This is a genomic window from Arthrobacter sp. BPSS-3 (assembly GCF_044628475.1).
In the GTDB taxonomy this organism is placed as follows: domain Bacteria; phylum Actinomycetota; class Actinomycetes; order Actinomycetales; family Micrococcaceae; genus Arthrobacter.
Genome location: NZ_JBIMMV010000004.1, coordinates 315061 through 333939, shown reverse-complemented (window position 1 = coordinate 333939; position 18879 = coordinate 315061). Strand labels below are relative to the sequence as shown.

At 70.1% G+C, this 18879-nt stretch carries 18 protein-coding genes; 4 read left to right on the top strand and 14 right to left on the bottom strand.

Features of this window, described 5'->3' with window-relative positions:
* Positions 1-57 precede the first annotated feature (57 nt).
* The gene (locus tag ACFVY3_RS09005) at positions 58-363 is read right to left on the bottom strand and encodes a LysM peptidoglycan-binding domain-containing protein (RefSeq protein ID WP_400159503.1); all 306 of its coding nucleotides are present in this window, start codon (positions 361-363) and stop codon (positions 58-60) included.
* A gap of 615 nt (positions 364-978) precedes the next feature.
* Between ACFVY3_RS09005 and lexA the strand changes: the two genes are divergently transcribed.
* Complete coding sequence (gene lexA / locus ACFVY3_RS09000; protein ID WP_400159465.1) at positions 979-1728, top strand: transcriptional repressor LexA; 750 nt, start codon at positions 979-981, stop codon at positions 1726-1728.
* Between the two features lie 129 nt (positions 1729-1857).
* On the opposite strand, the gene ACFVY3_RS08995 is transcribed toward lexA, so the two are convergent.
* Together ACFVY3_RS08995 and hflX are read right to left on the bottom strand one after the other, a co-directional pair.
* Positions 1858-3948, bottom strand: a complete 2091-nt coding sequence (locus ACFVY3_RS08995) for an ATP-dependent DNA helicase (RefSeq protein ID WP_400159464.1) — start codon at positions 3946-3948, stop codon at positions 1858-1860.
* The gene (gene hflX / locus ACFVY3_RS08990) at positions 3941-5518 is read right to left on the bottom strand and encodes a GTPase HflX (RefSeq protein WP_364137230.1); all 1578 of its coding nucleotides are present in this window, start codon (positions 5516-5518) and stop codon (positions 3941-3943) included. The genes ACFVY3_RS08995 and hflX overlap by 8 nt, the downstream gene beginning before the upstream one ends.
* Positions 5519-6013: 495 nt before the next feature.
* Between hflX and ACFVY3_RS08985 the strand changes: the two genes are divergently transcribed.
* Positions 6014-6628 carry a methyltransferase gene (locus tag ACFVY3_RS08985; protein WP_364137228.1) on the top strand — a complete coding sequence of 205 codons (615 nt, stop codon included), beginning with the start codon at positions 6014-6016 and terminating at the stop codon, positions 6626-6628.
* Here the strand turns inward: ACFVY3_RS08985 and dapF are convergent.
* From dapF to map, 4 genes are read right to left on the bottom strand one after another with little or no spacing between them, the layout of a single operon-like run.
* A complete protein-coding gene (gene dapF, locus ACFVY3_RS08980) occupies positions 6609-7568 on the bottom strand; it encodes a diaminopimelate epimerase (protein ID WP_400159463.1) in 960 nt (319 codons plus the stop codon). The genes ACFVY3_RS08985 and dapF overlap by 20 nt on opposite strands.
* Positions 7561-8517, bottom strand: coding sequence for a tRNA (adenosine(37)-N6)-dimethylallyltransferase MiaA (gene miaA, locus ACFVY3_RS08975; protein ID WP_400159462.1), 957 nt, complete (start codon positions 8515-8517; stop codon positions 7561-7563). Before miaA ends, dapF begins: the two co-directional genes overlap by 8 nt.
* Before the next feature lie 4 nt (positions 8518-8521).
* Complete coding sequence (gene miaB, locus ACFVY3_RS08970; protein ID WP_400159461.1) at positions 8522-10087, bottom strand: tRNA (N6-isopentenyl adenosine(37)-C2)-methylthiotransferase MiaB; 1566 nt, start codon at positions 10085-10087, stop codon at positions 8522-8524.
* A gap of 34 nt (positions 10088-10121) precedes the next feature.
* Positions 10122-10898 (bottom strand): type I methionyl aminopeptidase, encoded by a 777-nt coding sequence (map, locus tag ACFVY3_RS08965; RefSeq protein WP_400159460.1) that lies wholly within the window; start codon positions 10896-10898, stop codon positions 10122-10124.
* 43 nt (positions 10899-10941) lie between these two features.
* Here map and ACFVY3_RS08960 point away from each other — a divergent pair, with 43 nt between their 5' ends.
* On the top strand, positions 10942-11214 hold the full coding sequence (locus ACFVY3_RS08960; protein ID WP_400159459.1) for a helix-turn-helix domain-containing protein: 273 nt from the start codon (positions 10942-10944) through the stop codon (positions 11212-11214).
* A 24-nt stretch (positions 11215-11238) separates the two neighbouring features.
* On the opposite strand, the gene ACFVY3_RS08955 is transcribed toward ACFVY3_RS08960, so the two are convergent.
* From ACFVY3_RS08955 to ACFVY3_RS08945, 3 genes are all read right to left on the bottom strand, one after another.
* Complete coding sequence (locus ACFVY3_RS08955; protein WP_400159502.1) at positions 11239-11742, bottom strand: regulatory protein RecX; 504 nt, start codon at positions 11740-11742, stop codon at positions 11239-11241.
* A 58-nt stretch (positions 11743-11800) separates the two neighbouring features.
* Positions 11801-12850, bottom strand: a complete 1050-nt coding sequence (gene recA, locus ACFVY3_RS08950; protein WP_290258309.1) for a recombinase RecA — start codon at positions 12848-12850, stop codon at positions 11801-11803.
* A gap of 252 nt (positions 12851-13102) precedes the next feature.
* Entirely contained in the window at positions 13103-13339 is a 237-nt protein-coding gene (locus tag ACFVY3_RS08945) for a DUF3046 domain-containing protein (protein ID WP_400159458.1), read from the bottom strand.
* Positions 13340-13383: 44 nt separating this feature from the next.
* On the opposite strand from ACFVY3_RS08945, the gene ACFVY3_RS08940 reads away from it, so the two are divergent.
* Positions 13384-13914 (top strand): MarR family winged helix-turn-helix transcriptional regulator, encoded by a 531-nt coding sequence (locus tag ACFVY3_RS08940; protein ID WP_377973417.1) that lies wholly within the window; start codon positions 13384-13386, stop codon positions 13912-13914.
* Between the two features lie 75 nt (positions 13915-13989).
* Here ACFVY3_RS08940 and ACFVY3_RS08935 read toward each other — a convergent pair whose 3' ends face one another.
* The 4 genes from ACFVY3_RS08935 to ACFVY3_RS08920 form a co-directional block, all read right to left on the bottom strand.
* Positions 13990-14430 carry a helix-turn-helix domain-containing protein gene (locus ACFVY3_RS08935; RefSeq protein WP_290258312.1) on the bottom strand — a complete coding sequence of 147 codons (441 nt, stop codon included), beginning with the start codon at positions 14428-14430 and terminating at the stop codon, positions 13990-13992.
* A gap of 138 nt (positions 14431-14568) precedes the next feature.
* Entirely contained in the window at positions 14569-15102 is a 534-nt protein-coding gene (locus tag ACFVY3_RS08930) for a CinA family protein (protein WP_290258313.1), read from the bottom strand.
* On the bottom strand, positions 15099-15737 hold the full coding sequence (gene pgsA / locus ACFVY3_RS08925; RefSeq protein ID WP_290258314.1) for a CDP-diacylglycerol--glycerol-3-phosphate 3-phosphatidyltransferase: 639 nt from the start codon (positions 15735-15737) through the stop codon (positions 15099-15101). The genes ACFVY3_RS08930 and pgsA overlap by 4 nt, the downstream gene beginning before the upstream one ends.
* Before the next feature lie 25 nt (positions 15738-15762).
* The gene (locus ACFVY3_RS08920) at positions 15763-18672 is read right to left on the bottom strand and encodes a DNA translocase FtsK (protein ID WP_400159457.1); all 2910 of its coding nucleotides are present in this window, start codon (positions 18670-18672) and stop codon (positions 15763-15765) included.
* Positions 18673-18879: the final 207 nt, after the last annotated feature.

The window sequence follows — 18879 nt, the reverse complement described above, 5'->3', positions numbered from 1 at the left end:
GCGGACGGCGAATGGCCATCCCGAGGTCGGCGGACGCTCCGTCCCGGGGGATTCAGCTCAGGGGGTCGGAACGAAGAGCTGCTGGCCGGGCAGGACCGGTGCGGCGTCGAGATTGTTCAGCTGCACGATCTCGGCGACCACGTCCCGCGGATCCCGTTTCGGGTCGACGGTGCCGGCGATGGTCCACAGGGACTCCCCGGGCTGCACGGTCACGGTGACCGTCGGGGTGGTCGCCAGCGATGCCGGGGAATCGGCGGCCTTCGCCGGCGCGGTCAGGAAGCCGGCCACGGACAGCAGCAGGGCCGCGAGCAGGATCAGGGGCAGTCCGAAGAAGACGAAGCGTCCCCGCCGGGTCAGCCGCAAGGGAGCCTGGGCGGAAGAGTGGGCCCGGCGTACAGCTGACGCGCTCCCGGCGGTCGCGTAAGCGTCGGCCGGGGCCGCGAACGGAGCTACCGCCCCGGAGAAGGCCGTGGCGGTATCCGGCACGAGATACAGTGCCGGCCTTCCGGCGTCGGAAAACTGCGAACCGGCGAAAGCGCTTCTTGCTGACATGAACTGAGCCCTCCTGGACTTGTCGTTGCCGCCCGGCGTACTCCTCGTACCTGCCGCCAACCGGCTGAACCATCATTCGCTTCGAACACAAAGCCGAAGCCGGCCGTGGTTCTCCACTCGCAATCTTCGAACACATCTTCGAATCTTGCTGTTCTTTTTTTAGCACCTATGAACGAACTCTGTCGAGACTCGCTAGAACAAATGTTTGAAAAACGCCGGCGGCTGACCTATTTTTGAAGCACGGAACCGGTCCCTCGAGGGACCCGCACTCCGCACCTGCAGTCTGAAACCTGTCGAACACCCGCCAGCGGTGATCAAGAGCAGTCAAACGGCAGGCACTGACATTTTTAGGATTCGCAGCAATCGGGCCGCTTCTCTCGGTCCGCCGGCCACGGATCCGCACCACGAACGGAAGGCACGGCGACCATGGCAGCACAAGCCACCGGCGGGAGGGCAACCCGGCGCGGCGCCCAGTCTGCCCGGGCGCCCAAGAGCCTCACCGTCCGTCAGAAAAAGATCCTCGAAACCATCCAGCGGTCCGTGACGGACAACGGCTATCCGCCGTCGATGCGCGAGATCGGGGACACGGTGGGGCTGGCCAGCCTCTCCAGCGTGACCCACCAGCTCTCCCAGCTTGAGAAGCTGGGCTACCTGCGCCGGGACCCCAAGCGTCCCCGCGCCATGGAAGTCCTGATGCCGCTCACCCTGGACGAGGGGTCCACCCCGATTTCCGGCGTCGAACAGCCCCGCGGGCTGAAGGCCGTCGGCGGACTCGCGGTGTCGGAACTGGCCAGCGCCACGGACACGGCTATGGTCCCGTTTGTGGGCCGGATCGCCGCCGGTGGTCCGATCCTGGCCGACCAGGTGGTGGAGGACGTCCTCCCCCTGCCGCGCCAGCTCGTGGGCCACGGTGAGCTGTTCATGCTCAAGGTCGCGGGTGACTCCATGATCGACGCCGCGATCTGCGACGGGGACTGGGTGGTGGTGCGCCGGCAGAACGACGCCGTCAACGGCGACATCGTGGCCGCCCTCCTCGATGACGAAGCCACGGTCAAGACGTTCCGGCAGCGCGACGGCCACACCTGGCTGCTGCCGCAGAACACCCAGTATGAACCGATTCTGGGCGACCACGCCGTCATCATGGGCAAGGTCGTCTCGGTCCTCCGCTCCCTGTAGCGCGGGCAACGCCGCCGGCCAGGGACCGGCTGAACGCGCTGAACGCCCGGACCTGAGCCCCCCCACCCCGCCCGGACGCCGAGGCCTGAGCGCCACCAAACCCCGCCAAAACGTCCCTGCCCCGGGGGCCTACGACCCCTGCGCGGCTTCTTTCGCGAGCCGCTCCAGCGACGCCACGGCCACCGCCGGGTCCGTCGTGGCCCAGAACGGCGGCAGCGCGGCCCGGAGGAAGCCGCCGTAACGCTCGGTGGACAGCCGTGAGTCCAGCACCGCCACCACGCCGCGGTCCGACGTCGACCGGATCAACCGGCCCGCGCCCTGCGCCAGCCGGATCGCCGCGTGCGTGGCCGAGACGCTCATGAAGCCGTTGCCCCCGGCCTGCGCCACGGCCCGGGAGCGGGCCGTCATCAGCGGATCGTCCGGCCGCGGGAACGGGATCCGGTCGATCACCACCAGCCGGCAGGAGTTGCCGGGCACGTCAACGCCCTGCCACAGGGACATGGTGCCGAAGAGGCAGGTGTCCGGTTCGTCCGCGAACTGCTTGACCAGCGCGGTCATGGTGGATTCGCCCTGGCAGAGGATGCTGAGGCCCAGCCGCGGCCGGAGCGCGTCGGCGGCCTCCTCCGCGGCGCGCCGGGAGGAGAAGAGGCAGAGCGCGCCGCCGCCGGAGGCGCGGATCAGCTTCTCGAGCTCGTCCAGGGCCTCGGGCGCGGTCCCCCGGCCCGGTTTGGGCAGGTGCTTGGCGACGTAGAGGATGCCCTGCTTGGGGTATTCGAACGGCGACCCGACGTCGACGCCGGTCCAGCTCGGGGCGCCGGGGCCCACCAGGCCCAGCCCCCCCGCGGCCGGTTCGAAGGCCGAGCCGATGGCGAGGGTGGCCGAGGTCAGCACCACGGTGTGGTCCGCGAACAGGCCCTCCCGCAGCCGCCCGGCCACGCTGAGCGGGGCGATGTTGATCAGCACGGGCGCCGAATCGTCCGGCTGCGAGTAGCCCTGCTGCGGGTCGAAGGTGCTCTGCCGCGAGAACCACACCACCTCGCGGTTCTCGCGGGCCGCGAGCAGGCGTTCGCAGAGCTCCAGGATCACCATCAGCCGGGAGCGCGCCAGCTGCCGGCCGCCGTCGGCCGTGGTGGAGCCGTCTCCCTTGGAGTCGGAGAGCGCCGCACGGCAGGCGTCCCGGAGCTGGTCCACGCAGTCGAGCTGTTCGCTGTTCAGGCCGTTGGGCATCAGTCCGCCGGGAACCCCAGCAACGGCGAGCTCAAGGTTCGCGGCGGCGTTGTTCAGCGCGTCCACGGTGATGCCGGTGTGCTTGCGGGCGCCCGAGGCGGCGGCGTGGACCATGGCCACGGAGAGCTGGCCGGAGACAGCCCCGGTGACCCGGTCCTGGAGTTCGTGCGCCTCGTCCACCACGACGACGTCGTATTCGGGCAGCACGGCCAGGCCCTCGAAGGCGCTCACGGCCAGCATGGCGTGGTTGGTGACCACGACGTCTGCGTCCGCCGCGTCCTGGCGCGCCAGTTCGCTGAAGCATTCGGCGGCCAGCGGGCACTTCTGCGCGCCGAGGCATTCCATGGCGGTGACGGACACCTGCCGCCAGGCGCGGTCGGTCACGCCGGGGAGCAGTTCGTCGCGGTCGCCGGTGGCCGTGTCCTCGGCCCATTCCCGGAGCCGGACCACTTCCCGGCCCAGCTGCGAGGCCGGACCGCCCATGGCGGCGGCGAAATGCGGGACCGAGGTGTCCTCACCCAGGGAGAAGAGCTGGCCCTCGGCGGGTTCCTCGGACGGGAACCCACCCTCGAGCTTGTGCCGGCACACGTAGTTGGACCGGCCCTTGACCAGGGCAATCTTGACGGGCCGCTTCAGGGCAGGGGTGATGGCCTTGAGCAGCCGCGGCAGGTCCCGGCCGACGATCTGGGTCTGCAGGGCCAGGGTGGCCGTGGAGACCAGGGTTGGCTTGTCGCTGTCCAGCGAGTGGGCGATGAGCGGGATCAGGTACGCCAGGGACTTTCCGGTGCCGGTGCCGGCCTGGACCAGCAGGTGGTCGCCTGTGTCGATGGCGCGGGCCACCTGGCGGGCCATTTCGTGCTGGCCGTCACGGCTCTGCCCGCCCATCGCCGCGACAGCCCGGTCGAGGAGCTCGATCACGAGCTCCTCGCCGGTGGCGCCGCTGGGGGCCGGGCGTGCGTCGCTGTCCGCTTCCGCCACGGCCGGTTCAGTCATTGCGGACGAAGGGATCCAGCTCGGCCGCCAGGCCTTCGCGCACCATGACCACGGCGCGCGTACCGGTCTCCTCGTGGTCCAGGCTGACGATCTCCGCCTCGGTCTCGTGCAGCTTGCTGAGCACGTCGCCGCGGCTGTACGGGATCATCAGTTCCAGCTTCACGCTGGGCCGCGGGATGCCCTCGCTGACGGCCCGCAGCAGCTCGGGGATGCCCTCGCCGGTACGGGCGGAGACCACCACGTGGCGCGGTTCGCGCTGCTTCAGGCGCTCCACCACGAACGGGTCCGCGGCATCGGCCTTGTTCAGGACGATGATCTCGGGCACCTTGCGGGCGTCGACCTCGCTGAAGACGGAGCGGACGGCCGCGATCTGGCCCTCGGGGTCCGGGTGCGAGACGTCCACCACGTGCAGGATCAGATCCGAGTCGGCGACCTCCTCCAGGGTGGACCGGAACGCCTCCACCAGCTGCGTGGGCAGCGAGCGGACGAAGCCCACGGTGTCGGCCAGAGTATAGCCCAGGCCGTCGGAGGTCTCGGCCTTGCGCACGGTGGGGTCCAGAGTGGCGAACAGGGCGTTCTCCACCAGCACGCCGGCGTCGGTCAGCCGGTTCAGCAGCGAGGACTTCCCGGCGTTGGTGTAGCCGGCGATCGCGACGGACGGGACGGCGTTACGACGGCGGTTGGCCCGCTTGGTCTCACGCGCCGGCTTCATGGCCGCGATTTCGCGGCGCAGCTTGGCCATCCGGGTGCGGATCCGCCGGCGGTCCAGTTCGATCTTCGTCTCACCGGGGCCACGGGAGCCCATGCCGGCGCCGGCGCCGCCCACCTGGCCACCGGCCTGGCGGGACATCGACTCGCCCCAGCCGCGGAGGCGGGGAAGCAGGTACTCGAGCTGGGCCAGTTCCACCTGGGCCTTGCCCTCGCGGCTCTTGGCGTGCTGGGCGAAGATGTCCAGGATCAGCGCGGTCCGGTCGATCACCTTGACCTTGACGATATCCTCGAGCGCACGCCGCTGGGAGGGCGCCAGTTCGGCGTCGACCACCACGGTGTCCGCACCGGTGGACATCACGATGTCCTTGAGCTCCTGGGCCTTGCCCGAGCCCAGGAAGGTGCCCGGGTCCGGCTTTGCCCGGCGCTGGACCAGCCCGTCCAGCACCTCGGAGCCGGCCGTCTCGGCCAGCGCGGCGAGTTCGCGGAGGGAGTTCTCGGCGTCGGCCAGGGTGCCCTCGGACCAGAGGCCGGCCAGCACCACGCGCTCCAGCCGGAGTTGCCGGTACTCGACCTCCGTGACGTCTTCGAGTTCGGTGGAGAGCCCGGCGGTGCGGCGCAGGGCACGGCGCTCCTCGAGGTCCTGCTGGTCACCGTCGTAGCTGCCGTGCTCGGTGGCCAGGCCGGAGATGGCCTGGGCCCGGCCCAGGACCGCGCGGGGTTCGGCGGTGTCCGCGTCGGCGGCGCCGGTGTCCCTAGCGGGGGAATCCTTGGAAAGAATCCGGTCGATCACAGCCTGGATCTCGGCAGGACTCATGTCCTGGGCTGCTGAATCGGGTCCGGTGTTGGGCTGACTGGTCATGGTCTCCTTTGAAGGGTCTGCCATTTCAGAATAATGCTGATCGGTGCGGTGCGCTGCGGAATTCGCGCTGGGCTGACGATGTGGGGTCATCCGTGCCTCCTGGCTGTCCTGCGGCGGCGGTGCCGCGGACGGGCGGGCTCCTCGGCGGAGCGGCGGGTGGGGTCCGTGGGTCCTGGAAAGGTTTCCTCACGGGCGGTGCTGCACGCCGGTCGGTTCCGCGGGTGACGGCGGGGCCGTGCGGTGGGATCTTCGAGGCGTGGAGTTTCCGGCGTTGCTGGAATGAGTACCGGAACAGGCCGCGGGTCGCCGCGGCCGGAGGGGTCCAGCGGAGGGCGGGGCCTGCGTCGCTGGAGGGCGGATCACCCGTTGAGGCGGGCGCCTGTGCCGGTTGCCTGGTGGCCGGCTATTCGAAGATCAGGAACATGCCTCCAAGTTTACCAGAGCGCACCTTTCCGGTTTCCCAAGCCCGCGGACGGCCAACTACTCTGGCACGTTATGGAGTCTGCACACTATTTCAGCGCCCAGCCGGCCGGGCCGTTCACCCGCAAGCCCCTCACCGTGGAACTGGCCGGCGCGCCGCGGCAGTTGCAGACCTCCAGCGGAATCTTCAGTCCCGACGGCGTCGACAAGGGCACCGCGGTGCTGCTGGCGGATGTCCCGGCCCCCGCCCCGCAGGGGAACCTGCTGGACATCGGCTGCGGCTGGGGTCCGATCGCGCTGACGATGGCGCTGAAGGCCCCGCACGCGCACGTCTACGCCGTGGACGTCAACGAGCGCTGCGTGGCCCTGACCAACGAAAACGCGGCACTGCTGGGCCTGGAGAACGTCACGGCCAGCACCCCCGGCGAGGTGGACCCGGAGCTGCGCTTCGACACCATCTGGTCCAACCCGCCCATCCGGATCGGCAAGGACGAGCTGCATTCCCTGCTGCTGCTCTGGCTGCCGCGGCTGGCGCCGGGCGGGTCGGCGTGGCTGGTGGTGCAGAAGAACCTCGGCTCGGATTCGCTGCAGCGCTGGCTGGGCACGGAGCTCGACAGCAGCTTCACGGTGACCCGGGAGAGCACCTCGAAGTCGTTCCGGATCCTTCGGGTCAGGAAAGCGTCCCGCTAGCGACGATCACGGCCGGGCCGCTGAGCTCGACGTGCTCGTGGCCGTCGGGGGCGACGAAGAACTTCACGCCGACGACGCCGCCGGGCACCGTGACGTTCCAGGCGTCCGGCGCGCCCTGACCAGCCCAGTGCCGGATCGCGACGGCGGCCGCGCAGGCGCCGGTGCCGCAGGAGAGGGTCTCGCCCACGCCGCGTTCGTGGACGCGCATGCTGATGGCGCCGACGCCGTCGTGGACCAGCGGCTCGGCGGGAACGACGAACTCGACGTTGGTCCCGTGCGGCGGCTCCGGGTCGACGCGCGGTGCGGTGAACAGTTCGGTGGCGTCCAGTTCTGCCTGCTCGGCGAGGGCGACGACGGTGTGCGGGTTGCCCATGCTGACCGAGAGGGCCGGGCGGGCAACGTCGAGGCCGTGGGCGCTGACGAGGGAGTCCATGGCCCGGGCCGTGGCCTCGCCGGGGAAGATGAATTCCCAGGGACCCATGTCCACGGCGTAGCCGGAGGCGGTGCGGACGACGGTCTTGATGCCGGCGCGGGTGCCGATCACGAGGGATTCCCCGGCGGGCAGGTCCACGAGGCCCTGCTGGACCAGGAAGTGGACAAAGACCCGGACCCCGTTGCCGCACATTTCGGAGAGCGATCCGTCACCGTTGCGGTAGTCCATGAACCACTCCGCCTCCGGGTGCTCCGCGAGCAGTTCGGTGCCCTCGGGCAGGAATCGGGAGGGGACCGCGCGGATCAGCCCGTCGCCGCCGATGCCGCGGTGCCGGTCACAGAGGGCCGCGACCTGCTCGGCGGTCACTTCCAGGGCCCCGTGCGGGTCCGCGATCAGGACGAAGTCGTTGCCGGTGCCGTGGCCCTTGGAGAAGGCGAGCCCGGCCAGTGCTGTGGTGTCGGCGGCGTGGGCCGTCGGGGCGGCGGTTCCGGCGAGAGTGTCATCCATGGTCCAAGGCTACCGGGCCGCCTCCCGCCGGGACCAACGCCAGCTGCGTTGCCTTCGCCACGAGGTCCGGGGCCTGCCAGTCGAGCCAGGCGATCCGCGGGTCGGCGCGGAACCAGGTGAGCTGGCGGCGGGCGAACTTCCGAGTGGCGGCGATGGTGTCCTCGGCGGCGTGCGCGACGTCGGATTCGCCGTCGAGAACCTTGAGGAACTGGGAGTAGCCGAGGGCGCGGGAGGCGGTCTTGCCGCGGCGCAGGCCCTCGGCGTCCAGCCGACGCACCTCCTCGAGCAGGCCGCGGTCCACCATGGCGTGCACGCGGGCGGCGAGGCGCTCCCGGAGCTCCTCCCGGTCCACCTGGAGGCCGACTTGGACGGCCGGGCGGTGGTAGGTGCGGTCCGGCATGAAGGAGCTGAAGGGCCGGCCGGTCAGTTCGTACACCTCGAGGGCACGGATGACCCGCCGGGCGTCGCCCAGGCGCCCGGCCGAGACCGGGTCCACCTGCTCCAGCCGGGCCCGGAGCGGGGCCAGGCCTTCCGCCGCCTCCTCGGCCTCGAGGCGGGCACGGACGGCCGGGTCGGTGCCGGGGAAGTCCAGGACGTCCAGGGCGGCCCGGACGTACAGCCCGGACCCGCCGGCGAGGATGGCGCGTTTCCCGCGGGCGTGGATGCCGTCGATGGCCTCCCGGGCCTGCCGCTGGAAGTCCGAGACGCTGGCTTCCTCGGTGACGTCCATGATGTCGAGCAGGTGGTGCGGGACGCCTCGCCGCTCGGCGTCGGTGATCTTGGCGGTGCCGATGTCCATGCCGCGGTAGAACTGCATGGCGTCCGCGTTGACCACCTCGCCGTCAAGCGCCAGCGCGAGGGCGACGGCCAGGTCGGATTTCCCCGAGCCGGTGGGGCCGACGACGGCGATCACCGGCGGCGGCGCGGCGGACAGTTCGGCCCCGGTCACGGCGTCAGCGGCCGCGCACGGGCAGCGCGGGCATGCCGAGGGACACCCCGGCCTTGCCGCCGCCGGCCGCGGCGGGGGCGGGTGCACCGCAGGAGTCGGCCTGGGACCGGTCCCAGGCGTCGCCGGCGCGGGAGCGGCGCAGCTGGTAGTCCTCGGGGGACGTGGGGTCGGCGATGAGGTGGAAGGACGCGGCCCCGGTGACGGTCACGGTGACGAGGTCGCCGGGGCGGGGGGTCTCGGCGCCGTCGGGCACTGAGAAGTGCACCAGGCGCTGGTCCTGCGCGCGGCCCGAGAGGCGGTGGGTCTCCCCCGCCTTCCGGCCCTGCTGGGCGGTGACCATGACCTCGACCCGGCGGCCCACCTGGCGGGCGTTTTCCTCGGCGGCGATCCGGTCCTGCAGGGCGGTGAGCCGTTCGAAGCGTTCCTGCACCACGGCCTTGGGCAGCTGTTCGGGCAGGTCGGCGGCGGGGGTGCCTGGCCGCTTGGAGTACTGGAAGGTAAAGGCGGTGGCGAAGCGGGAGCGTTCCACGACGTCCAGGGTGGCCTGGAAGTCCTCCTCGGTCTCCCCGGGGAAGCCGACGATGATGTCGGTGGAGATCGCGGCGTGCGGGATCTTGTCCCGGACCTTGTCGAGGATGCCCAGGAACTTCGTGGAGCGGTAGGAGCGCTTCATGTCCTTGAGTACCTTGTCCGAGCCGGACTGCAGCGGCATGTGCAGCTGCGGCATGACGTTGGGGGTCTCCGCCATCGCCTCGATGACGTCGTCGGTAAAGGCGGCGGGGTGCGGGCTGGTGAACCGGACGCGCTCCAGACCGGGGATCTCCCCGCAGGCGCGCAGCAGCTTGGAGAAGGCCTGGCGGTCGCCGAATTCGACGCCGTAGGAGTTCACGTTCTGGCCCAGCAGGGTGACCTCGATGGCGCCGTCGTCCACGAGGGCCTGGATTTCGGCGAGGATGTCGCCGGGGCGGCGGTCCTTCTCCTTGCCGCGCAGGGCCGGGACGATGCAGAAGGTGCAGGTATTGTTGCAGCCGACGGAGATGGAGACCCACCCGGCGTACACCGAGTCGCGCTTGGTGGGCAGCGTGGAGGGGAAGACGTCGAGGGATTCGAGGATTTCCAGCTGTGCCTCGTCGTTGTGGCGGGCCCGGTCCAGCAGGGCCGGCAGCGCGCCGACGTTGTGGGTGCCGAACACCGCATCGACCCACGGCGCCTTCTTCAGGATGGTCTCGCGGTCCTTTTGCGCCAGGCAGCCGCCGACGGCGATCTGCATGCCCGGGTTCGCCTCCTTGACCGGGCGGAGGATGCCGAGGTTGCCGTAGAGCTTGTTGTCCGCGTTCTCACGCACGGCGCAGGTGTTGAAGACCACGACGTCGGCCAGCTCGCCCTCGGAGCGGACGTAGCCGGCGGCCTCCAGCAGGCCGGACATACGCTCGGAGTCGTGCACGTTCATCTGGCACCCAAAGGTGCGCACCTGGTAGGTGCGGGCGGGCGCGGACGCTGCCGCATCCGACGCCGAGGAATCGGCGTGCGTCGAGGGGCTGTCGGCTGGGGAGGGAATGGTCAAACTCACCCGTTAAGGGTACCGGCTCCGCCCGGGGCGCGGACTACGCGGGCGGAGCGAGGGTGAGGATCTCGGCCCCGTCCTCCGTGATGGCGATGGTGTGTTCGCTGTGGGCGGTCCGGCAGCCGGTGGCGCTGCGAAGTGTCCAGCCGTCGGCGTCGGTGACCAGGGTGGCCGTGTCCTCCATGACCCAGGGCTCCAGCGCGAGCAGCAGCCCCGGCCGGAGGGTGAAACCGCGGCCGGGCCGGCCGGTGTTGGGCACGTGCGGGTCCTGGTGCATGGTGGAGCCGATGCCGTGGCCGCCGAATTCGGTGTTGACCGGGTAGCCTGCCGCGGTGAGGACGCCGCCGATAGCGGCCGAGAGGTCACCGATCCGGGCGCCCGGCTTCGCCGCCGCGATGCCGGCGGCCAAGGCGCGTTCGGTGGTCTGGATCATCGCGACGCTCGCGGCAGGCCGCGTGTCGCCGACGAGGAAGCTGATGGCGGAGTCAGCGGCGATGCCGTTCCTGGCGACGGCGAGGTCCAGGGTGAGCAGGTCGCCGTCGGCCAGGCGGTAGTCCTGGGGCAATCCGTGCAGGACGGCGTCGTTCACGGCCGTGCAGATGTAGTGGCCGAACGGTCCGCGGCCGAAGGAGGGCGCGTAGTCGACGTAGCAGGATTCGGCGCCGGCAGCGGCGATGAGGTCCTTGGTCCAACGATCAATGTCCAGCAGGTTGGTGCCGACGGTGGTGCGGCTCTTGACGGTCTGCAGGATGCCTGCGACGAGGGCACCGGACCCGCGGGCCCGGTCCAGTTCGGCGGCGTTGAGAATCTCGATCATCCAATAACTATACCGGCCATATTATCCCGGTACACTGGTTCCCATGGTCAGACTCCCGCTCTCCCCGCACGAGGTCCGCCGCGGCCAGCGCCTGGGCACGCTGCTGCGCGAGGCCCGCGGCGACCGGTCGATGCTGGACGTGGCCCTGGCCGCCGGGGTCTCCCCCGAGACCCTGCGCAAGATCGAGACCGGCCGGATCGCCACCCCGGCGTTTCCGACGATCGCTGCATTGGCCGAGGCTCTCGGCCTGTCCCTGGACCGGCTGTGGGAGGGCGTCAGGGATGCCGATGACGAGACACGACGAGTGGCGTCCTAGGGCCGGACTAATCCAGGGCCAAGCTCAGTCATCCAAGGGCGGCACGTCGCCCGCGCCGCCGTCCTGCAGCGACGCGTCGATGACCTCGTTGACGATCCGGAAGGCCTGTCCCGGCTGGTAGCCCTTCCGGGCGAGCATGGATGCCAGACGCCGGACGGCCTTGTCCCGTTCCGCCCGGTCCTCGAGGCCGCGCAGGGACCGCAGCTTCCGCTCCACCAGTTGCCGGGCAGCCGCGTCTTCCTGCTCGTCGGTCACCTGGGCGAGCGCCTCGGCCGCCGCGTCCTCCGCGACGCCCTTCTCGGCCAGTTCCCGGCGCAGGGCTCCCCTGGCGAGCTTCCGGTTTTCCGAGCGGCTCCTGACCCACATCCGGGCGAATTCCGCGTCGTCCACCAGCCGGACCGCCTCGAAGCCGTCCAGCACAGCCTCGGCCACATCCTCGGGAATGTTCCGCTCGGCGAGCTTGCGCTCGAGCTGGTGCCGGCTCTTGGCGGAGCCGGTCAGCTGGCGCAGGATGATGGTGCGGGCCACCGACGCGGGGTCCGCGTCGGCGTCCAGCTCCGGCGCCGGTGGTTGAGAAGCCCGTGGCTTAGAACCCGTCAACGGCCTTCAGCTTCGGCGACTCTTCCGCGTCGGCTGCCTTGACGCCGACGCCGAGCTTTTCCTTGATCAGGCGCTCCAGCTCCGCTGCCAGCTCCGGGTTGTCACGGAGGAAGCGGCGGGAGTTCTCCATGCCCTGGCCCAGCTGGTCACCGTCGTAGGTGAACCAGGAACCGGACTTCTTGATCAGGCCGTGCTCGACACCCATGTCGATGATGCCGCCCTCGCGGGAGATGCCCTGGCCGTAGATGATGTCGAATTCGGCGATCTTGAAGGGCGGGGCCATCTTGTTCTTGACGATCTTGGCCTTGGTCCGGTTGCCGACCGAGTCCGCGCCCTCCTTGAGGGTCTGGATCCGGCGGACGTCGATGCGGATGGAGGCGTAGAACTTCAGCGCCTTACCACCGGTGGTGGTTTCCGGGGAGCCGAAGAAGACACCGATCTTCTCGCGGAGCTGGTTGATGAAAATGGCGGTGGTCTTGGTCTGGCTCAACCGGCCGGTGATCTTACGCAGGGCCTGGCTCATCAGGCGGGCCTGCAGGCCGACGTGGCTGTCGCCCATGTCCCCTTCGATTTCGGCGCGGGGCACCAGCGCGGCGACGGAGTCGATCACGACGATGTCCAGCGAGCCGGAACCCACCAGCATGTCCATGATTTCCAGGGCCTGCTCACCGGTGTCCGGCTGCGAGACGAGCAGCGCGTCCGTGTCCACGCCCAGCTTGGCGGCGTATTCCGGGTCCAGGGCGTGTTCGGCATCGATGAAGGCTGCAATGCCGCCCTGGCGCTGGGCGTTGGCGACGGCGTGCAGCGCTACGGTGGTCTTACCGGAGGATTCGGGGCCGTAGATCTCTACGACGCGGCCGCGGGGCAGGCCGCCAATGCCAAGGGCGACATCCAGGGCGATGGAGCCGGTGGGAATGACCTCGATGGGGGCGCGGACTTCGTCGCCCAGGCGCATGACCGAGCCCTTGCCGAACTGCTTGTCAATCTGGGCGAGTGCTGCGTCGAGCGCCTTCTGGCGATCCGGGGCTGCGGCCATGATTCACACCTCAAAAACTTTCTCATTGGAGAGTGGCCGTCACGGCCGTTGCTGTCATCACCGACGTTAGGGGCAGCCACTGACAAAGTTGCCGCCGTCGTCGCGTATGTGGAAAACGCTCTGAAAAAAGCATAGCCCGACCCGAACAGATATTCGAACAATCCCCCGGCGTGTCAGGCACCGCGGGAGGCCAGGCGCCCACGGTCCGGGAATGGTTCACCGGACCGGTTCCCGGGCCGGCGTCGCCGTCGTTTAGTTCAGCGGGCCCGGGTCGCGGGGTTTGATGTCGCGGCCGAGCCGGCGCTCCGCGGGCACGTCCTGGACGTCACACATGGCCAGCCACACCTGTTTGGGCGGGATGCCGGCGCTCAGCGCCTGGTCCGCGGTGCGTCCTCCCACGCCGGCCAGAACCAGGGAACTGCTGAGGACGCGGGAGTAGCCGGCACCGAACTCGTCGTCCATGAGCCGCCAGAAGTCGCTGATTCGCACCGCACAAGTCTCTCACGGAAGCCGAGCGCGGGGCGGACCCTAGAATGGTTGCTATGAGCACCATTGACCACGCCGCGACCACGCCGGAGCAGGGTTCCGGGGCCGGCGCGGCCTCCCCCGACGAGTCCATCGCCGAGGTGGAACACCAGCTGAGCCTGCTGTGGCGGCGCGCCCGTTCCGTCTCGCAGCGGCTCTCCCGCGAGGTGCACCCGGATATGGAACCCGCCGCGTACGGCCTGCTCTCGGTGCTTCGGGCCCGGGGGCCGATCCGCCTGACCGAGCTGGCGGCATGGCTGGGCGTGGGCAAGCCGTCGGTCAGCCGCCAGGTGGCGTTCCTGGAGGGCCTCGGCCTGGTGTCCAAGGCCGCGGACCCGCTGGACGGCCGGGCGCAGGCGATCAGCCTGACGGCCCTGGGCGAGGAGAAGATGCACCTGGTGCAGGACGCCCGGCGCGAGGTATTCCGGGACCGGCTGGCGGAGTGGCCCGCCGGGGACCTGGCGGCCTTCGCCGGGTACATGGCCCGGCTCAATGCCAGCTACGAACGGGATGGCTTCCCGCGCGACGAAGACCTCTAAGAGACCTGCAGCGGCACGCAAAAGGTCCCCGGCACACCGCCGGGGACCTTTTCTATGCTTTGGGTGACGCTGGATTTAGCGGGCGCCCGAGAGCAGTCCGGTTCCCAGTTCGTCGTTCAGTTCACTGTCCAAATCACGGCCGTACCGCTGGGAGAATTCCTGCGGAACGGTGTCCGGCACTGCCACGCCCTCGGCCACGGCGACACGGTCGCTGACCTCGCGGAGCATGCTGGAAAGCGGGACATCGAGGGCCGTGCAGATCGAGGAGAGCAGCTCCGAGGAGGCTTCCTTCTGGCCGCGCTCCACTTCGCTCAGGTAGCCCAGGGATACTCGGGCACTGTGCGAGACTTCGCGGAGGGTACGGCCCTGGCGCTGGCGGACGTCGCGCAGGACGTCGCCAATTTCGTGACGAAGTACAACCATCTTGCGCTCCTTCTGTTCGCTCTTAGCCTGATCGGCGAGGCCCACATCCTTCCAGCGGACAACGCCGTTTACGGATACGGGCTGCTTTACCATCTGTATCGCCTTGCTCCCTCGTTGGTCGGTTCGCCGTTTCGGTGCGAACGTCTCGGTGACTTCATCCTATGCGCCGCCCTTCTTCGGTGGCGACACAATGTAACAACTATTCGAAATCACGTTTTGTTCCCCGTTACTTTACGGTCCGGTAGCACCGCCGACGGCGTCGAGCAGCCGTTCGAGTGCGGCGCCGCAGGAGAGCGCCCGGATCTCCTGACGGCTGCCCTCGAAACGGTAGGGGTACGACGCCGCGCCCTCCGCGGTGGCGACGCCGATGAAGACGGTGCCCACGGGTTTGCCGTCGTGGGCGTCGGGGCCGGCGACGCCGGTGGTGGAGACGCCGACGTCGGCGCCGCACGCGCGGCGGGCGCCCGCGGCCATGGCGGCGGCCACGTCCCCGTCAACCGATCCGGCCGTCTCGAGGAGCGCCTCCGGGACCCCGAGCACCGCGGCCTTGACCTCGTTGGCGTAGGCGACCACGCCGCCGCGGAGCATCGCGGAGGCGCCGGGCGTGTCGGCGAGGACGGCGGCGACCATGCCGGCCGTGAGGGACTCGGCCGTGGCTACCGTCAGGCCGGCGGCAACGGACCGCTCCACGGCTTCGCCGGCGAGGCGGTGCAGGTTGGGGTGGGCTCCCGGGTGCAGGTTCAGGTGGGCTTCCGGGCCGGTCACGGGGTGCCCTCCTGGATCTTCTGCTGCTGCGCCTTGATGCCGCGGGCGCGGAGCTTCATGGCCTCGATGACGTACTCGGCGCCGGTCCAGACGGTGATGGCGAGGGCCGCGAGCATCACGATGAAGCCCAGCACGCCCAGCCACGGGGCGATCGCGGCGAGCGGGACGACGTAGAGGAAGATCGCCGCGGTCTGCACGACGGTCTTGAGCTTGCCGCCGCGGGAGGCGGGAATCACGCCGTAGCGGATAACGAAGAAGCGCAGGGCGGTGATGCCCCACTCGCGGATCAGGATCAGGGCGGTCACCCACCAGGGCAGTTCACCCAGCAGGGAGAGCATCACCAGGGCCGAGCCGATCAGCAGCTTGTCGGCGATGGGGTCCGCGATCTTGCCGAAGTCGGTGACCAGGCCGCGGCTGCGGGCGATATCGCCGTCGAGCTTGTCCGTATAGATGGCGACGGCGAAGACGGCGACGGCGGCCCAGCGCCACGGCCCGTTGCCGGCGTGCAGGCCCGGGGCGTCGGCGACGAGGCACCAGATGAAGAAGGGCACCAGCGCGATCCGCAGCATCGTCAGGATGTTGGGCAGGTTCCAGATCTGCGGGGCGGACCCGGGGTTGTTCTCTGCGCTAGTCACTCTCTTAGGCTACCGTCTGCGCCGGTTACCGGCCGGTGAGCGACCAGGCGTCCTCGGAGCCCTCGTCCTCGCCGCCGTCCGCGCCGTCGTAGTAGTCGACGCTTTGGGCGCGGTTGTCCAGGTCCGCCGCCACGAGGTCCTCGGCGTAGCCGCCCTGGGCGATGTTGGCGTTGGCGTTGTCGCTCAGCGCGGCGGTCTGCGAGTCGGCCGCGGCCGGGGCCTCCTGGCCCTTCATGGCCGCCAGCACGGCCGCGAGGTCGTCCGGCTTGACCAGCACGTCGCGGGCCTTGGAACCCTCGGAGGGTCCCACCACTCCCCTGGATTCGAGCAGGTCCATGAGCCGGCCGGCCTTGGCGAAGCCGACGCGGAGCTTGCGCTGCAGCATCGAAGTGGAGCCGAACTGCGTGGTGACCACCAGTTCGGTGGCCTGCAGCAGCACCTCGAGGTCGTCTCCGATGTCGTCGTCGATCTGCTTCTTTTCCGCCTCGGGGGCGACGTCCTCGCGGTAGACGGCCTGCAGCTGGCCCTTGACGTGCTCGACCACCTTGTGGATCTCGGATTCGGTGACCCAGGCGCCCTGGACGCGCATGGCCTTGGAGGCGCCCATGGGCAGGAAGAGGGCGTCGCCCTGGCCGATCAGCTTCTCCGCGCCGGGCTGGTCGAGGACGACGCGGGAGTCGGTGACCGAGGAGGTGGCGAACGCCATCCGGGACGGGACGTTGGCCTTGATCAGGCCGGTGACGACGTCCACCGAGGGCCGCTGCGTGGCGAGCACCAGGTGGATGCCGGCGGCGCGGGCCAGCTGGGTGATGCGTACGATCGAGTCTTCGACGTCGCGCGGGGCGACCATCATCAGGTCGGCGAGCTCGTCCACGATCACCAGCAGGTACGGGTAAGGGCGGATGACGCGCTTGGAGTCCACAGGCGGGTGGACCTTCCCGGCGCGGACGGCCTTGTTGAAGTCGTCAATGTGCTTGAAGCCGTAGTTGGCCAGGTCGTCGTAGCGGGCGTCCATCTCGCGGACCACCCACTGCAGCGCCTCGGCGGCCTTCTTGGGGTTGGTGATGATGGGGGTGATCAGGTGCGGGACGCCCTCGTAGGCGGTCAGTTCCACGCGCTTGGGGTCCACCATAACCATGCGCACCTCGTCCGGGGTGGCGCGCATCAGGATCGAGGTGATCATCGAGTTCACGAACGAGGACTTACCGGCACCGGTGGCACCGGCCACGAGCAGGTGGGGCATCTTGGCGAGGTTGGCCACGACATAGCCGCCCTCGACGTCCTTGCCGACGCCCATCACCATCGGGTGGTCCGTGCGGCGGGCGTTCTGGCTGCGGAGGACATCGCCCAGGGAGACGGTCTCGCGGTCCGTGTTGGGGATCTCGATGCCGATCGCGGACTTGCCCGGGATGGGGCTGAGGATCCGGACGTCGGAGCTGGCCACCGCGTAGGAGATGTTCTTGGACAGGGCGGTGACGCGTTCGACCTTGGTGCCGGGCGAGAGTTCGATCTCGTACCGAGTGACGGTGGGGCCGCGGCTGAAGCCTGTCACGGTGGCGTCCACGTTGAACTGGGTCAGGGTGTCGGTCAGGGCGGCGACGACGGCGTCGTTGGCTTCGGTGCGCTCCTTGGGGATGGAGCCCGGGGTCAGGAAGTCCGAGGCCGGCAGCGTGTAGGTGACGTCCCCGGCGAGGGAGAGCTGCTCGGTCCGCTGCGGGATCGGGGTCGGCTGCGGCGCCGGGGCGACGGGGTTGGCCGGGACCTTGGGCGCGGCGGCGGCGCCCGCGGTGACGGACCCGGCGGCGATCATGCCGGGGGGGATTTGCGGGATCGCTTCGGTGGCGTTCTCCGGAGTGGCGCCGTCCGCCGCGGCGCCCAGGCCCTGGGCGGCCTTGATCTTCTCGACGGCGATCTCGGCCTGGGTGGGCCGGCGCACGCCGGGCGCGACGGCGGGTGCCTTCCGGCCGCGACGGCCGCCGTCGTCGTGGGCGTCGTCGGGTTCGTCGTCGACGACGGCGTGCTCGAAGGCCTCGTCGCCGACGTAGCCCTCGAGGCGGGCGTCGGCGGCGTCCTGGTCCTTGCCGAAGAGCCGCTTGCGCTTCTTCTTCGGCGCGGGGGCGTCGTTCTCGTAGAGGTAGCTGCGGTCGTGGGCGTCGGTCTCCGGCTCGTCCCGGAGATCGATGCCCATGAGGTGTTCGTAGGCGCCGCGGATCCGGGAGGGAATGGCGCCGAACGGTGTGGCCGTGACGATCAGCAGGGAGGTGAACGCGAGCAGGCTGTAGAGGGCCACCGGGACGGCGGGGTGGATGGTGGCCAGCGGCGCGGCGGCGAGGTAGCCGAGCATGCCGCCGGCGCGGCGGAGGCCGTCGAAGCCCTCGGCGACGCCGGGCTGGCCGCCGATGATGTGGGCGAGGCCGCAGCCGGCGAAGGTCATGATGAGGAAGCCGATACCGACGCGGTTGTTGCCGCGGCCGTCCACCGGCTGGCGGAAGAGCCGGAAGGCGCAGACGAACAGCATCAGCGGCAGGAGCAGGGTCATCCAGCCGAACGTGCCGTTGACGATCCCGTAGACCAGGTCCGGGAGCCAGCCGCGGAAGCCCCACCAGGCGAAGGTTGCCACGAAGACGCCGAGGACCAGGTTGAACAGGGCGGCGCCGTCGCGGCGGTCCTCGGGGTGGAGGTCGCTGACGTCGGAGCCGATGCGGCGGATCCCGGCGCCCAGGACGTGCCCGACGCCGAGCCAGGCGCCAGCGACGACGCGGACCAGCCAGGGCTGGTGCGGCTCGACGGCGGCCATCTGCCGGGTGCGGGCCGTCCCCTGCGTGCGGGATTTGGACGCGGCTGCGCCGGAGCCTTTGGCCGAAGATGTGCCTGATTTGCCCCGCGGGCTGCCGCTTGAGTTGCCTCTAGGCGCGGAAGTAGTTCGTGTCGCCATACCTGCCACGGTACCCGAGGACCGGCCTGATGCCCCGGATTTCCGGGGCGGAGCGGGCCATGTTGGCGCTCCCCGGCCCGGCACTCCCCTGTCCCGGCGGGCTCACGCCCCGCCCCCGTCCCGGCGGGCTCACGGCGCGCCCCCGTTCCTGGCGGCTTCACGGCGCGGCGGGGCCGGTTAACGCCGGACGGCTCCCCCGGCCGGGCC